At 75.5% G+C, this 14,812-nt stretch carries 9 protein-coding genes; 2 read left to right on the top strand and 7 right to left on the bottom strand.

Features of this window, described 5'->3' with window-relative positions; genetic code table 11:
- Nucleotides 1-8: 8 nt before the first annotated feature.
- Nucleotides 9-3,578, bottom strand: coding sequence for a CDP-glycerol glycerophosphotransferase family protein (locus tag H4O22_RS02695; protein WP_182525553.1), 3,570 nt, complete (start codon nucleotides 3,576-3,578; stop codon nucleotides 9-11).
- Nucleotides 3,579-3,675: 97 nt separating this feature from the next.
- Nucleotides 3,676-5,211, bottom strand: coding sequence for a glycosyltransferase family 2 protein (locus tag H4O22_RS02690; protein ID WP_182525552.1), 1,536 nt, complete (start codon nucleotides 5,209-5,211; stop codon nucleotides 3,676-3,678).
- Between the two features lie 90 nt (nucleotides 5,212-5,301).
- On the opposite strand from H4O22_RS02690, the gene H4O22_RS02685 reads away from it, so the two are divergent.
- Nucleotides 5,302-5,913: an acyltransferase gene (locus tag H4O22_RS02685; RefSeq protein ID WP_244963082.1), complete on the top strand. Its 612-nt coding sequence runs from the start codon at nucleotides 5,302-5,304 to the stop codon at nucleotides 5,911-5,913.
- 7 nt (nucleotides 5,914-5,920) lie between these two features.
- Here the strand turns inward: H4O22_RS02685 and H4O22_RS02680 are convergent, their stop codons facing one another.
- The 5 genes from H4O22_RS02680 to H4O22_RS02660 all read right to left on the bottom strand — a co-directional run bounded on the left by H4O22_RS02680 (nucleotide 5,921) and on the right by H4O22_RS02660 (nucleotide 12,857).
- Nucleotides 5,921-7,204 (bottom strand): nucleotide sugar dehydrogenase, encoded by a 1,284-nt coding sequence (locus H4O22_RS02680; protein ID WP_182525551.1) that lies wholly within the window; start codon nucleotides 7,202-7,204, stop codon nucleotides 5,921-5,923.
- Between the two features lie 40 nt (nucleotides 7,205-7,244).
- On the bottom strand, nucleotides 7,245-8,255 hold the full coding sequence (locus H4O22_RS02675; RefSeq protein ID WP_182525550.1) for a Gfo/Idh/MocA family protein: 1,011 nt from the start codon (nucleotides 8,253-8,255) through the stop codon (nucleotides 7,245-7,247).
- Nucleotides 8,252-9,373 carry a DegT/DnrJ/EryC1/StrS family aminotransferase gene (locus H4O22_RS02670; RefSeq protein WP_182525549.1) on the bottom strand — a complete coding sequence of 374 codons (1,122 nt, stop codon included), beginning with the start codon at nucleotides 9,371-9,373 and terminating at the stop codon, nucleotides 8,252-8,254. Before H4O22_RS02670 ends, H4O22_RS02675 begins: the two co-directional genes overlap by 4 nt.
- A gap of 77 nt (nucleotides 9,374-9,450) precedes the next feature.
- Nucleotides 9,451-11,532 (bottom strand): glycosyltransferase family 4 protein, encoded by a 2,082-nt coding sequence (locus H4O22_RS02665; RefSeq protein ID WP_182525548.1) that lies wholly within the window; start codon nucleotides 11,530-11,532, stop codon nucleotides 9,451-9,453.
- Nucleotides 11,529-12,857, bottom strand: coding sequence for a glycosyltransferase (locus H4O22_RS02660; protein ID WP_220451266.1), 1,329 nt, complete (start codon nucleotides 12,855-12,857; stop codon nucleotides 11,529-11,531). The genes H4O22_RS02665 and H4O22_RS02660 overlap by 4 nt, the downstream gene beginning before the upstream one ends.
- Nucleotides 12,858-12,970: 113 nt before the next feature.
- On the opposite strand from H4O22_RS02660, the gene H4O22_RS02655 reads away from it, so the two are divergent.
- Entirely contained in the window at nucleotides 12,971-14,806 is a 1,836-nt protein-coding gene (locus tag H4O22_RS02655; RefSeq protein WP_182525547.1) for a hypothetical protein, read from the top strand.
- Nucleotides 14,807-14,812: the final 6 nt, after the last annotated feature.

Genomic DNA, 14,812 nt, shown 5'->3' with positions numbered 1-14,812 from the left:
CCCGGGGCTCAGCCCCAGAACGCCCGGACGACCCGCTCGGCGCTGTGACCGTCCTGCAGGTAGTTGTAGGTCCGGTGGAACTCCTCCTGCGCCCCGGCGTACTCCTCCGCCAGGCGCGGCAGCCGCCGGAGCCAGTCGACCACCTCGTCGGCGTCGTCGACGAGCGGGCCGGGGGCGGAGTCCTCGAAGGGGTAGAGGAAGCCGCGGACGCCGCCGGTGTACGCCGCGAGGTCGGGCACCAGGAAGATCATCGGCCGCCGCGCGAGCCCGACGTCGAAGCGGAGCGAGGAGTAGTCCAGGACCGCCGCGTCGGCGGCCAGCACCAGGTCGTTGATCTCCGGGTAGGAGCTGACGTCCAGCAGCCGCGCCTGGGTGCCGGCCCGGGCGTCGGGACGCTGGTGGAACCGGTGGCCGCGCATCAGGAAGACGTAGTCCGACCCCAACCGGCGGCTCGCCGACTCCAGGTCGAGGTGCGAGATCATCTCGGCCGAGCGCCAGGTGGTCGCCAGGTCGTCGCGCCAGGTCGGCGCGTAGAGGACCACCTTCTGCTCGGGCCGGATGCCGAGGCGGCGGCGGGTGTCGGCCCGGCGCTGCTCGGCGTCCGGGGCCACCAGCGCGTCGTCGCGCGGGTAGCCGGCGCTGTGGATCGGGCCGTCGTACCGGTACTCGGTGCGGTAGTAGACGTCCATCTCGGGCGCGGGCGTGAGGATCAGGTCCCAGTCGCGGGAGGTGCGGTCGAGCTCGAGCTGGACCCGGCGGGGGGTGTAGCCCTTGGCCTCCCACATCCGGATCCCCATCGACTTGGCGGGGTAGCCGTGGAAGGTCTGCAGCAGCCGCTGCCCGGGGCGCTTGGCGAACCACCGGTCCACGTCGATGTTGAGGCAGAGGAAGCGCGCCGTCGTCAGCACGCGGTACCACTCGCGGGAGCGCATCAGCACCGGGACCCCGCCCTCGGGGACCTGGGAGGCGCTGTCGGCGACACCCCAGTAGAGGGTCAGCTCGGGGTGGGTGCGGCGCAGCTCGTGGTGGATCGCCAGCTGGCTGTCCGTGGCGGTCGCGCCGTCGTAGGACTGGAGGTAGACCGCCTGGTCGTCGAGGGGCTCCTCGTGGGTGCGCGCCCAGGTCTGGAGGCTGGTCTGCGCGAACGGGCCGCGCTCGTCGTCGGTCAACGGCGGGAGCAGCTGCACGCCGGTCCCCCGCGAGGACCGGGTCGGCCGGAACCGGTAGCCGTGGGCGACGGTGAAGTCGAGGAGCCGGTCGAGGACCGGCCCGTCCAGCACCACCCGGCAGGCGCTGCCGGGGACCCCCTCGAGCCCGAAGACGTAGGGGCCGACCGGCACCGGGGCCTCCCCCAGCTGCCAGGGGTCCCAGCGCAGCGGCAGCGAGGCCCGGACCACGCCGTCGGCGCCCGTCTCCAGCGGCGCCTCGAGGCGGGCGGCGCCCGCGAGGACGAGCCGGCCGCCCGGCGCCGGCGCGGACCCGAGCCAGGAGCCGGTCACCTCGACGGTGCGCTCCGCCAGCTCGACGCGGTCGAGGAGGAGCACCCCGTCGGCCTCGAGCACGTCGGTGTCGCCCGTGCCGGAGCGGCTGAGGACCACGCTGCCCGCGCCGGCGCCGAGCCGGGGCTGCTCGAGCGCCGGCCAGCCGACGGGCACCGGGTCGCCCGAGGCCGGCACCGCCGTCAGCTCCCAGCGCGCGTGCTGCCGGCCCACCCACGGGCGGGGCACCTCGAGCTCGAAGTGCAGCAGGTCGCCGTCGCGGCGCAGCGGCGTCCGGCGCTCGAGGGTGTCCATCCGGACCTCGACGCTGCGCAGGTCGGCGCGGCCGGACCGCAGGGTCCCGGTGATCCGGCGCCCGGAGACGCGCGCCTCCACGAGCCGGGTCCCCTCGTCGGGGCGCACCTCGAGGGTGAAACCCGCCGCGCCGACGCGCACGGGACCGACCCGCCGGTCGCCGTGCAGCCGGGCGGCGACGTGGCCGTGCCAGAGCGGCCCGGCCATCCCGCGGTCGTCGATCTTGGTGACCCCGCCGCGGCGGGTGAGGCCCTGGGTGCGCAGCCGCACCTCCAGCGACCAGCGGACCGGGTCGGCGTCCTGCCGGGCCAGCTCGGCGAGCGCCGCGGCGTCGACGACGGCGCGGACGGCGCCGCGTGACCAGTCCTGGTAGCTGCGCCCCTCGGTCTGGTTGACCGTCGGGTCGACCCGCTGCTCGATCTCGAGCGGGACCCGGGTCCCGCCGCCCTCGCGGACCAGGTCCACCTGCACCTCGGGGAGCTCGGGGAGGCTGACGTGGTCGACGTACGCCGCCAGCTCCAGCTCGAGCCGGTCGGACGACGTCCAGCGGAGGTTGCGCAGCACGACCACCAGCGGGGTCTCCTGCTCGCCCATCACGTAGCAGTCCTCGGGGACCCCGACCTCGGGGTCGCCCCGGAACGGCAGCTGGGCGCGGACCACGCCGTCGACGACGTCGGTGGGCCGCTGCCCGCGTTCGAAGAGCCGGGCGAGGACCAGCTCCTCCAGCTCCCGGCGCCGGTCGGCCTGGACCAGCCACAGCCGGACCCGCGACTCGGCGCTCAGGGACGTCCAGGCCTGCTCGCCGGCGGAGCGCAGCAGCAGCAGCACGTGCTCGCGCAGCCGGCTCCACTGCTCGTCGCTCGCCCGCTCCGCGTCGGCCAGGAACGGCTGGATCGCGGTGTCCAGGACGCCCCACAGCCACCAGTCCCGGGCGTCGGGCAGGTCCAGCCGCTCCAGCTCGCGCCAGGTGCGCTCGTGGTCGCGGACCCAGTCCTCGAGGCCGGTCAGCACCTCGACCATCGCGCCGACGCTGACCCCGTCGCGGCGGCGGGTCGGCTCGTAGGTGTCCTCGGCCAGCAGGTCGAAGCGGTCGGCCTTCGCGTAGGACTCGAGCGCGACGTCCGCGCCGTTGGGGCGCTCGGGCCGGAACCGCAGCCCCGAGGAGACCCAGAAGTCGGTGCGGAACATCCGGTTGCCGATCCCGAGGTCGGTGACCGCCACCGGGGCGGCGGCCAGGTCGGTGCCGACCAGCGCCACCTGGTGGGCGGCACGGAAGGGCGAGTCCACCCGGGGCGCCACGCCGCTCGGGGCCCGCATCCGGCCGACGGCGAGCTCGGAGCCCGACTCCTGCAGCATCCGGGCGAGCCGCCCGACGCCCTTGCGGGGGAGGTTGTCGCCGCCGGACACGAACAGCAGGTAGTCGCCCTTCGCGGCGGCCGCGGCGCGGTTGCGGGCGGTCGCGGCGTCCGGGGCGTCGGTCTTGGCGAGGACGACGCGCCAGTCGGCGTCCGCGTGCTCCTCGACGGTCTTGCGGACCCGCTCGGACCGGCCCCAGGGCTGCACCCGGATCTCGAGGTTGCGGTAGACCTGAGCGCGCAGGTCGTCGAGGCAGCCGCCGATCCGGGTGGTGTCCTCGTCGCTGACCGCCAGCACCACGGTGACGAGCGGGTCGTCCCACCCGCGGCGGAACCGGCGGCTCGCGCGGCCGACGGGCCCGCGGAGGCCGCGCGGCGTCGCCTTGCCCACACGGACGAGCGTCTGGCTGACCCGCTGACGTGCGCGCACGAGCACTCCTCCCGGCTGGACGGCGGCTGGACGACGACAGGGGATCGTATCCCGCCCGACGGTGCCCCGCGTCGGCGGGCGAGGCGGCGCCGGGGGCTCAGCCGGCGTCGGCGACGCAGGTGAGGAGGGCCCGACCGTCGGGGTCGGGCACCACCTCGAGGGTGTACGTCCTCGCCCCGCGGACGACGTGGTGCGGGGGCACCGGCGCCGCGAGCACGGGGGCCGCGTAGGTGTGCTCGCCGAGGTCGACCTGGACGCGGAGCTCCCAGCAGCGCGGCGTGCCGTCGTCCGGGAGCCGCGAGGTCAGGTCGCGCGACCAGGTGAGGGTGCCGTCCGCGGCGATCGACACCTCGCCGGCGGCCGGGTGCGGCACGTCGGGCCGGGCCCGGCGCAGGAGCGGGCGGCCGACCCGCTCCTCGGTGCGGGTCAGCACGACGCGGACGTGGAGTGCGCTCGAGGCGTGCAGCACGCTGGGCGCCTCGAGCCGGAGGACGGGGCCGTCCCAGGAGAGCCGGGCCTCGCCGACCGCCTGGTGGAGGAGGGTGCGCGGCGACTCGACGAGCGCATCGAACGCGTGGTCGGGCACCTCCCCGGCGCCGTGGCCGGGGTAGAGGATCCGCAGCCGCTCGCCGCCCACGACCAGCCGGCGGTCGGCGTCCCCGAGCCCGACCATCTCGCGCAGCCGGTCCACGCGGCCGGCGCGGAGGTGGTGGAACCGCACGCGGGGCAGCACCCGCAGCCCCGAGTCGATCCGGTCGGTGTAGTAGCGGTCGGCGAGGGTCCGCAGGCCCGCGACCAGCTCCTCCTGCTCGGCCGGCGGCAGCTCGGGGAAGTCGCGGTCGAGGAGCTTGGCCAGCTCGCTGGAGAAGTGGCGGACCAGGATGTCGTCGCGGACCGGACCGGGACCGGTCAGCTCGGCGACGTGCCCCATGATCGTCCCGATGTCGGCGAGCCGCATCCGCCACGTCGAGCTGTAGCTGATGTTCGCGGAGTCCGCCCGCTTGACGGCGTAGTAGCACTCGTAGCTGGCCAGCACCGAGATCCGCCGGGCCCGCAGCATCGCCTCGATCGTGAAGGGCTGGTCGCTCCCCACCTTGAGGTCCAGCGGGTAGCGGATGCCGTGCTCGAGGAGCATCGAGCGGCGGAACAGCTTGGTGTTGGAGACGGCGAAGACCAGGGTCCGGTCCGGGAACGGCAGGTCCTCGACGTCCTCGCGGTAGAGGCGCTGCGCCACGTGCCGGTCCTCGACCCCGACCATCCGGCCGCACAGGACGTCGGACCCCCACGCGTCGGCCCGGTCGACCATCCGCTCCAAGGCCTCGTCGCCGAGGTAGTCGTCGGCGCCCAGGAAGTAGACGTAGCGACCCTCGGCCGCGGCCAGGCCCCGGTTGCAGGGGCCGGCGGGCCCGCCGGAGTTCTCCTGGTGCAGGACCGTGAACAGCCCGGGGTGGGCCGCGGCGTACCGCTCGAGCTCCTCGCCGCTGCCGTCGGTGCTGCCGTCGTCGACCGCGACCACGTGCATGCGGTCGGGGCCGATGCTCTGCGCCACCAGGGAGTCCAGCGTGCGGGTGAGGTAGGGCATCGTGTTGTACACGGGGACGACGACCGTCACGTCGACCTCAGCCACTCTCATCCCCCGTCCTGCCCGTCTGTGATTCCGCTGCGCGATGGTAGCGCCGGCCTAGACTGCCCCTTCGTCCCGCCACCCGAGGAGATACCGACCGTGACCAGCACCGTCACCGTGAAGGACACCGCCCAGGTCCACGAGGACGCGGTCCTCGGCGAGGGCACCACGGTGTGGGAGCTGGCCCAGGTGCGCGAGGGCGCGGTGCTCGGCGCCGGCTGCATCGTGGGCCGCGGCGCGTACGTCGGGTCCGGGGTGCGGATCGGCGCGAACGTGAAGCTGCAGAACTACGCCCTGGTCTACGAGCCGGCCGTGCTCGGCGACGGCGTGTTCGTCGGCCCCGCCGCGGTGCTCACCAACGACGAGTTCCCCCGCTCGGTGGACCCCGAGGGCCGCCTCAAGCGCGGCGCCGACTGGGAGCCGGTGGCCGTGGTGGTCGAGGAGGGCGCGTCCCTGGGCGCCCGCTCGGTCTGCGTCGCCCCGGTCCGGGTCGGCCGCTGGGCCCTGGTCGCCGCCGGCGCCGTGGTGACCCGCGACGTCCCGGCGTACGCCCTGGTCGCGGGGGTCCCCGCCCGCCGGATCGGCTGGGTCGGCCGGGCCGGCGTGCGCCTGGTCGAGGAGGAGGGAGAGTCCGGAGGCGGGGTCGCATGGCGCTGCCCGCAGACCGACCAGCGCTACGTCGAGCGCGACGGGGTGCTGACCGAGGCCTGAGCCCGCCTCAGGCGCCGATGACGACGCGGCGGCGCGACGCCCACGCCGCGGGGTCGGTGACCCGCCGCCCGTCGACGAGGACCTCGACGCCCGGCAGGTCGGCAGGGGTCAGCGAGCGGTACTCCGCGTGGTCGGCCTGCACGACCGCGGCGGCCACGTCCTCGCCGCGGTGCGCCGGCAGCCCGAGCGCCTCGAGCTCGGCGACGTCGTACATCGGGTCGGAGACGTACGGCGTCGCGCCGCGGCGCCGCAGCTCCTCGACCAGCGGGAACACCCCGGAGAACGCCGTCTCCTTGACGCCCCCGCGGTACGCGGCCCCGAGGACCAGCACGGGCACCCCGGTCAGGTCGCCCTGCGCCGCGGCCAGCAGGTCGACGGCGTACGACGGCATCGCGGCGTTGGCCTCGCGGGCCGCCCGCACCACGGTGGCCTCCGGGTCGTTCCACAGGTACAGCCGCGGGTAGACCGGGATGCAGTGCCCGCCGACGGCGATGCCGGGGCGGTGGATGTGGCTGTAGGGCTGGGAGTTGCACGCGTCGATGACCAGGTCGACGTCGACGCCGATGGAGCCGGCGTAGCGGGCGAACTGGTTGGCGAGCCCGATGTTGACGTCGCGGTAGGTGGTCTCCGCGAGCTTCGCGAGCTCCGCGGCCTCCGCGGAGCCCAGGTCCCACACGCCGTTGGGACGGGGCAGGTCCTCGCGCTCGTCGAAGTCGAGCACGGCCTCGTAGAACGCGATGCCGCGCTCGGCGGAGGCGCGGTCGGTGCCGCCGACCAGCTTGGGGTAGCGGCGCAGGTCGGCGAAGACCCGACCGGTCAGCACCCGCTCGGGGCTGAACACCAAGGAGAAGTCCTCGCCCGCCCGCAGGCCGGAGCCCTCCTCCAGCATCGGCGCCCAGCGGTTCCGTGTGGTGCCGACGGGCAGCGTCGTCTCGTAGCTGACCAGCGTGCCGGGCCGCAGGCCCCGCGCGACCGCCGCGGTGGCGTCGTCCATCCACCCGAAGTCCGGCGTGCCCTCGCCGTCGACGAAGAGCGGGACGACCAGGACGACCGTCTCGCTGCGGGAGACGGCGTCCGCGGTGTTGGTGGTCGCGCTGAGCAGCCCGGCGGCCACCACCTCGCGCAGCTTCTCGCCGAGGTGCGCCTCGCCGGGGAACGGCTCCTCGCCGCGGTTCACCAGGTCGACGACGGCGGCGTTGACGTCGGCACCGACGACCCGGTGGCCCTTGCTCGCGAACTGGACGGCCAGCGGGAGGCCGATCTTGCCGAGCGCGACGACGCAGATGTCCATGGTGTCCTTCGGTTCGAGCGAGTCAGGCGGGTCAGGCGGGTCAGGCGGGGAGGGTGGCGGCGACCGAGACGGTGCCGCCCTGCTCGGCGGCGCGGAGCACGGCCGAGGAGACCTCGACCGTGCGCATGCCCTCGCGCACCGTGACGATGTCGTCGGCGACGCCGAGCACCGCGTCGCGGAACCGCTCGTGCTCGACCAGCAGCGGCTCGCGCCGCGCGATGGCGTAGCGCGTCATGTCGCCCTCGCTGACGCCGCGGAAGTTGCGCATCGTCTCCCACTCCGAGGTGGTCGCCCCGTTGGCGTAGAAGGTGAGGTCGGCGGTGAGGGTGTCGGCGACGAAGCAGCCCTTCTCGCCGGTGACGATCGTGGCGCGCTCCTTGAGCGGGCTCAGCCAGTTGACCAGGTGGTTGGCGATCGTGCCGTGCTCGAGGTCGGCGACCACGGCGACCATGTCCTCGTGCTCGCGACCGCTCTTGCGCGACGTCCGGGCCGAGACCGAGAGGTACTGCCGACCGGTCACCCAGGCGGTCAGGTCGATGTCGTGGGTGGCGAGGTCCTTGACCACGCCCACGTCGGCGATCCGGGCCGGGAACGGCCCCTGCCGGCGGGTGACGACCTGGTAGATCTCCCCGAGGTCCCCCGCGGACAGTCGCTCGCGCAGGCTCTGCAGGGCCGGGTTGTAGCGCTCGATGTGCCCCACGCCGGCGACCAGCCCGCGGGACTCGAACGCCTCGACCAGCCGGCGGGCGCCCTCCTCGGAGTCGGCCAGCGGCTTCTCGACGAGCGCGGCGACGCCGTGCTCGGCGAGGTACAGGCCGACCTCCTCGTGCAGGCCGGTCGGGCAGGCGACGACCGCGTAGTCGACGCCGGCCTCGACCAGGGCCTCGACGGTGGGGTGGATCGGCGCGCCGTGGCTGACCCGGGTGTCGGTGACGGCCGGGTCGGAGCAGCCGACCAGCTCGACGCCGTCGAGCCCGCTGAGCACGCGGGCGTGATTGCGCCCCATCGCGCCCAGGCCGATCACGCCCGCGCGCAGCCGCGGGGCGCTCACGCGCGGACCCCGACGGACTCGGCGACGGCCTCGACGATGCGGGCCAGGTCGTCCTCGCCGAGCGAGGGGTGCACGGGGAGCGAGAGCGCCTCCCGGGCGGCCCGCTCGGTCTCCGGGAGGTCCCAGCGCGGGTCCGGGGCGCCGTCGAGCAGGAACGGCCGGAGCCGGTGGACCGGCGTCGGGTAGTAGACGGCGTTGCCGATCCCCCGCTCACCGAGCCGCTGCGAGACGCCGTCCCGGTCCTCGCCGACCCGGATCGTGTACTGGTGGTAGACGTGCCGGTAGCCGTCCGGCACCGGCGGCACGACCACCCCCGGCACGTCGGCGAGCCCGGCGTCGAGGGCGGCGGCGTTGCGCCGCCGCTGCTCGGTCCAGCCCCCGAGGCGCTCGAGCTGGGTGCGGCCGATCGCCGCCGCGACGTCGGTCATCCGGGTGTTGGTCCCGACGACCTCGTTGGCGTAGCGCTGCTCCATCCCCTGGTTGCGCAGCAGCCGGAGCATCCGGGCCAGGTCGGCGTCGTCGGTGCTGACCATGCCACCCTCGAGGGAGTGCATGTTCTTGGTCGGGTAGAAGCTGAAGCACCCGGCCTGGCCCCAGGCACCGACCGGCCGCCCGTCGACGGCGGCGCCGTGCGCCTGCGCGGCGTCCTCGACGACCGCCAGCCCGTGCCGTCCGGCGACGGCCAGGAGCGCGGGCAGGTCCGCGGGGAGCCCGTAGAGGTGCACCGCCATGATCGCCGCGGTGCGCGGCCCCACCGCGGCCTCGACCGCGGCCGGGTCGAGGTTGAAGGAGCCCCGCTGGATGTCGACGAAGACCGGCTCGGCCCCCACCAGGCGGACGGCGTTCGCGCTCGCGGCGAAGGTGAAGGACGGGACGATCACCTCGTCGCCGGGGCCGAGCCCCAGCGCCAGCAGCGACAGGTGCAGCGCCGAGGTGCCGGAGTTGACCGCGACGCAGTGGGCGGCGCCCGCCAGCGGGGCGAACTCCTCCTCGAAGGCCTTGACCTCGGGGCCCTGCACCACCATGCCGCTGCGCAGCACGCGTACGGCGGCCTCGATGTCGACCTCGTCGATGACGGGCTTCGCTGCCGGGATGGGCGAGCGCTCGGTGCCGGACATGCTGGTCCTCCTGGTGGCGAGGGTCGATCAGGCCCCGGACATGCTCTCAGGTGCGCCCCTGGGGCGCGAACCTCAGGTCAGCGCAGCAGCAGCTGCTCGAGCATGCCCCCGGTGCGCTCGAGGTCCCACGACGCGTGGGCGGTTCGGGCGGCCTCGTCCGCGTGCCGCCGCCAGGTCGCCTCGTCGCTCGTGGTGGCGAGAATCCGCGCCACCGCCTCCTCGACCGAGCCGACCACCCACTCGCGCGGGTAGAGGGTGCACGCGCCGTGGTGCAGCGAGGCGAAGTACGGCCAGTCCCGCACGACGGGCACCGCCCCGCTCGCCGCCCCCTCGACCACGGCCACGTGGAAGCTCTCCCGCACCGAGGAGCTCAGGATCACGCCCACCTCCGCGAGCGCCGCGGGCACGTCCTCGGTGCGCCCCGTCCGGACGACCGCCCCCCGGGGCTCGAGCTCCGCCAGGTCGGCCTCCAGCTGCTCGACGTACCCGACCAGCCCGGGACGGCCCTGCACGGTGAGGTCGTCGCCGACCAGGAGCAGGCGGTAGCGCTCGTCGACGCGGCGCAGCCCGCGCAGGACCTCGAGGGCCCACCGCGGGTCCTTGGCGAGGTGGCCGTACCCGACCAGCCCGACGGTGAACCGGGCGTCGGGAGCCTTCGGCCGGGCGAAGCGGCGCAGGTCGACGGCGTTCGGCACGACGTGCCGGGTGGGCCCGCCCGGGGCGGCGAGGGCCGGCACGGCCGCCTCCGTCAGCTCGCGCAAGTGCTCGCTGACGAAGACCACGCTGTCGATGCGGGAGTAGTCGATCAGGTGCGGCCAGGCGGTCCACGCCTCGAAGCTGTGCAGGCGGAGCACGACCCGCGTCGAGCCGGGGTCGACCAGGGTGAGGAAGTGGGCGACGTTGTTGGCCCAGTCCGCGAAGACGACGTCCGCCCAGTCCAGGTGCGGGCGCAGGGCCTCCTCCGCGTCGCCCCGGGCCCGGCCGTCGCCCCTCAGCTCGGAGACGAGGAGCCTGCGGGACCGCCGCAGCCAGCGTTCGGCCCCCGGGAGGTCGGCCGGCTCGACGCACCGCACCTCGGTGCCGCCGCGCCGCAGGTGGTCGACCAGGTCGACGACGAACGTGGTGTTGCCGCCGGTGAGGACGAGGACCCTCGCGGGCCGGTCCCCCGGGGGCGGCACCGCCGCCGTCGACCGGCCACGCGGCGCGGTCAGCGCCGAGACCACCGCGCTGCCGCGCAGCGGCTCGGTGAACCCGGCCGGGTCCGCGGCCAGCGGCGAGGTCAGGGAGTCGAAGTGCGCGGTGCGGTGGAAGGCCAGCCGGAGCGCCTGCCGCAGCGACCCGACGGCCGGGTCGACCTGGCCGCGGGCGTGGAGGCGGTCGGCGTACCGCAGCTCGGCGGCGTACGCCGTCCTCAGCTGGGGCGGCGTACGGCCCTCGACTAGGTCCCGGGAGGCCACCAGCCCCCACAGGTCCGCGCGCGCCCGCACCGTGCCCAGCCGGTCCGCCACCTGCGCGGCGAGCTCGTGGGCCCGCCCCGGGTGCCCGGTGGCGTTCAGCTCGGCGATCACCGGGACCGCGAGCTCGATGCGGCGGGCGTCCTCCAGGCCCGCGTCGAGACAGGCCGGAGCCGGGTCCCGCCGCCACCGGGCGAGCAGCCGGCGGGTCGGCCCGGGCTCCGGCTGCCGGCGCGCGGAGTCCTCCACCGGGCCGGCCGGAGCGGTCGCGGGCACCCCGTCGGTCGCGAGGTCCCCCGCGGCACGCAGCCGGTCCAGCTCCCGGAGGGCGGGGATGGCGCCGAAGCTCGCCGGCGGGCGCGGGTGCCGCTGGGCCAGCTCCCACACCGTGTAGACGGCGCCGCCGTCGAGCGCGACCAGCAGGACCGCCTCCCCGGCCAGGTCCAGGGTCCGGTCGTGCCGGCTGACGTAGCGCCACATGCGCTCCGAGTGCGCCCCGCTGTCGACGGTCCTCCAGAAGGCCGGCTCGAAGCCGTCCTCCTCCGCGCGCAGGTGGCACACCTCGTCGAGCCCCACCCCGGCGTAGTCGTCGGCGTCCATGGTGCTCAGGGCGACCCGCACGCCTCGCGCGTGGAAGGACCGCACGGTCTCGGCGAGCACCGCCGCCGGCTGCGGCAGCTTCGCCAGCAGCAGCACCGTGCTCATGCGTCTCCCTCCGGATCGACCAGCCGGGAGAGCGCCCGCACCGCCGGCCCCAGCTGCGCGGCCCGGGCGAACTGGGCCGCGTGGCGTCTCGCCGCCTCGCGCTCCTCGTCCGTCGCCGAGAGGGCGAGGGCGGCGGCGGCGCAGAACGCGTCGGCCAGCCGGGAGACGTCGAAGCCGCACGGCTGCACCCACAGCGGGTGTCCGGTCATCACCGTGGTGGCGTCGTGCTCCACCTCGTGGACCGACATGACGGGCAGCCCCGTGGCGGCGTACTCGTAGACCTTCCCCGAGGTCATGTACCGGCCCCCCATGATCATCAGCACCAGCACGTCCCAGCCGGCGAAGATCCGGGGGACGTCGGCCTTGGGCGCGGCCCCGCCGAAGGAGACGCCGTGCGGACCGGCCTCGCGGATCAGGGTCATGTGGGTGTTCGCCTCGCGCCGGGCGCCGGAGCCGACCTGGCCGCGGATCTCGAGCCGGCTCCGGGCCAGCAGCGGGTCGCGTCGCCGGGCGAGCTTCCAGGCCTCGATCAGCGCCTCCAGGAGCTCCGGCGGCGAGGTCAGCACGCCCAGGTGCCCGAAGACCAGGCCGGCCTCGGGGTCGGGCCGGTGCAGGCCGGCGGGCACGCTGTCCTCGTCGTAGCCGTTGCGCACCACGTGGAACCGGTCGGCCAGGTCGGGGTACCGCCGCCGGTAGAAGTCCGCGATCGGGTCGTTGACCAGCCACAGCGAGAGGGCGTCCTCGAGCACGCGGCGCTCCCAGCGGCCCTGCTCGGAGTCGGGGGCGAAGGCCTCCTCGCCGCCGATGACGTCGATGGACCAGCCGTCCCGGAAGTCGACGGCGTACGGGACCCCTGCGGTCCGCCAGAGCGTGTGGGCGGCCGCCATCGTCACGTACGGGACGCAGGTGGCCAGGACCAGCTGGGCGGGCTTGCTCGCGTGCAGGTCCCGCACGGCGTCCTCGAGGTCCGCGCGCCACCCGCCGTAGATGGGCTCGGGGAACGCGTCCCACCCGCTCTGGCGGAACTCCGCGGCCCACACGCTCGGGCGCAGCGCGCGCTCCCGGGAGTAGGTGCGGATGTCGGTCTCCAGGTCCTCACGGACCAGGGGCAGCTCGACGACCTCGATCCGCGGGTCGACCCCCTCCAGCAGGGTCGGGTCCAGACCGAAGTCCCGCTCCCACGAGCTCTGCGCGATGGTGACGACGGTGACGTCCCACCCCTGGGCGACGAACTGGTTCGCCGTCTCCCGCATCCGGTACGCCGAGCTCTTCGCCGCGGGAGGGAAGCCGATGGCGAGGTAGATCAGGTGGCTGCGGCGACTCATCCGCGCACTCTCGGGACCGAGTCCCCTCGGCGGAGCAGGCTCGAGGTCGACACCGCGCGACGCTAACACGCCGGCCGGGGCGTCCCGCGTCGCCGGGAGGCAGCTCCCCTGGCGTGCCAGAATGCCGCATCGATCATCACGAGGAGGACGGGTCCCGGAGCGCCACGGCGGCCCTGGTCGTCTCCGGCGCACTGACCCTCTCGGTGGTCGTCGCCCTCGTCTGGCTGAGCGGTCGCGGCCTGGACCTCACCGACGAGGGCTACTACCTGCTCTGGCTCTCCGAGCCCGGGAGGTACGCCGCGTCGACCTCGCAGTTCGGCTTCGTCTACCACCCGCTCCACGTCCTGCTCGGGGGCGACGTCGCGCTGCTGCGCACGGTGAACGTGCTGCTCGTGCTCGCCCTGGCCTGGGTGCTGGCCCACCAGGTGCTGACCCGCCTGGCGGGCTGGCGCCCCGAGGCCCGGTGGCAGGCCCTGGTCTGCTCGGCCGGGCTGGCGACCACGGCCACGGGGGTCTTCTCGCTCGGGCTGCTGACCCCCAGCTACAACTCCCTGTCGCTCCAGGGGCTGCTCGTGGCGGTCACCGGCGTGGTGCTGGTCGTGTCCGGGGCCGCCGGGGACCGGGCGACGTGGGTCGGCTGGGTCCTCGTCGGTGTCGGCGGCTGGCTGACCTTCCTGGCGAAGCCGACGACCGCGCTGGCGCTGGCGGTCCTCGTCGCCGTCGTCCTCGTGGCCGCGGGCACGGTCCACCTCCGGGGGCTGGCGGTCGCGGCGCTGACGGCGGCGGGCCTGCTGCTCCTCACCGCGATCGCGATCGACGGCTCGGTCGCAGCGTTCGTCCGGCGGCTGCGCGACGGCACGGACCTGCTCGCTGCGCTCGACGGCGGCCACGGGCTCGGGGCGGCGCTGCGCTGGGACGCCTACGAGCCCAGCCTCGCCCAGGCCGGGGTGCTGGTCGCGGTGGCGGCGGGGACGGCGCTGGCCACCCTGGCCGGCGTGGCGCACGACGTCCGGACTCAAGTGACGTGCGGGCTCGGCGCTGCGCTGGTGGTCGGCCTGGCGGTGTGGGGAACCCGCGGCGACGCCGACGTCTTCGTCGTCGCGGACCCCTTCAGCGCCTCCCTCCTGCTCGGGCTCCCGCTCGCCGGGCTCGGGCTCCTCCTCCTCCTCGGGGGCCGGCCGGCGGTCCGCCGGATCACCCGCGCCCAGTGGGCCGTGGCGGGGCTCCTCGTGCTGCTGCCGCACGGGTTCGCGTTCGGCACCAACAACGACTACTGGCGGGTCGCCGGGCAGGCCGCCGTCTTCTGGGTGCTCCTCGCGGTGGTGCTCGTGGCCCCGCTGGCCGGGCGGCCCCGGTTCCGGTGGGTCCTGGCCCCGCTGCTGCTGGGCGCCCAGGTGCTCGCCGTGCTGGTCGTGCTCCCGGCCGTGGTGGCGCCGTACCGCCAGCCCGGCCCGGCCTGGCAGCTCGACGCGCCGGCCACCGTGCGGGGCAGCGGCCTGACGCTGCACCCCGCGGTCGCCCGGCACCTGGGCGACACCACGGCCGCCGTCCGCGCCGCCGGGCTCGAGGAGGGCGAGCCGGTGCTGGACCTGACGGGCAGGTCGCCCGGCCTGCTGCACGCCTGGGGCGCGCACGCCCCCGGCCAGCCGTGGCTCTTCGGCGGCTACCCGGGCAGCGCGGAGCACGCGGCCGCGGCGCTCGCGACGGTCCCCTGCGACGAGCTCGCCCGGGCCTGGGTGCTGACCGAGCCCCGGGGGCCGCGGCGGCTGCCGGCCTCGGTGCTGGCCACCTTCGGCGCCACGCCCCGGGACTTCACCGTCGCGGCGTCCTGGACCGCCCCCCGGGAGGTCACGCGCGACGCCCCGCAACCCCAGCAGCTGCGGGAGCCGGTCCGCGACCCGGCCGCGGCCGAGGAGGCCTGCCGGCGAGCACGCGACGGGTCGCGGTGAGCCGCC

Source organism: Nocardioides dongkuii (assembly GCF_014127485.1).
In the GTDB taxonomy this organism is placed as follows: domain Bacteria; phylum Actinomycetota; class Actinomycetes; order Propionibacteriales; family Nocardioidaceae; genus Nocardioides; species Nocardioides dongkuii.
Note: the sequence above shows the minus strand (reverse complement) of the source record. Positions and strands in the feature narration are given on the sequence as shown.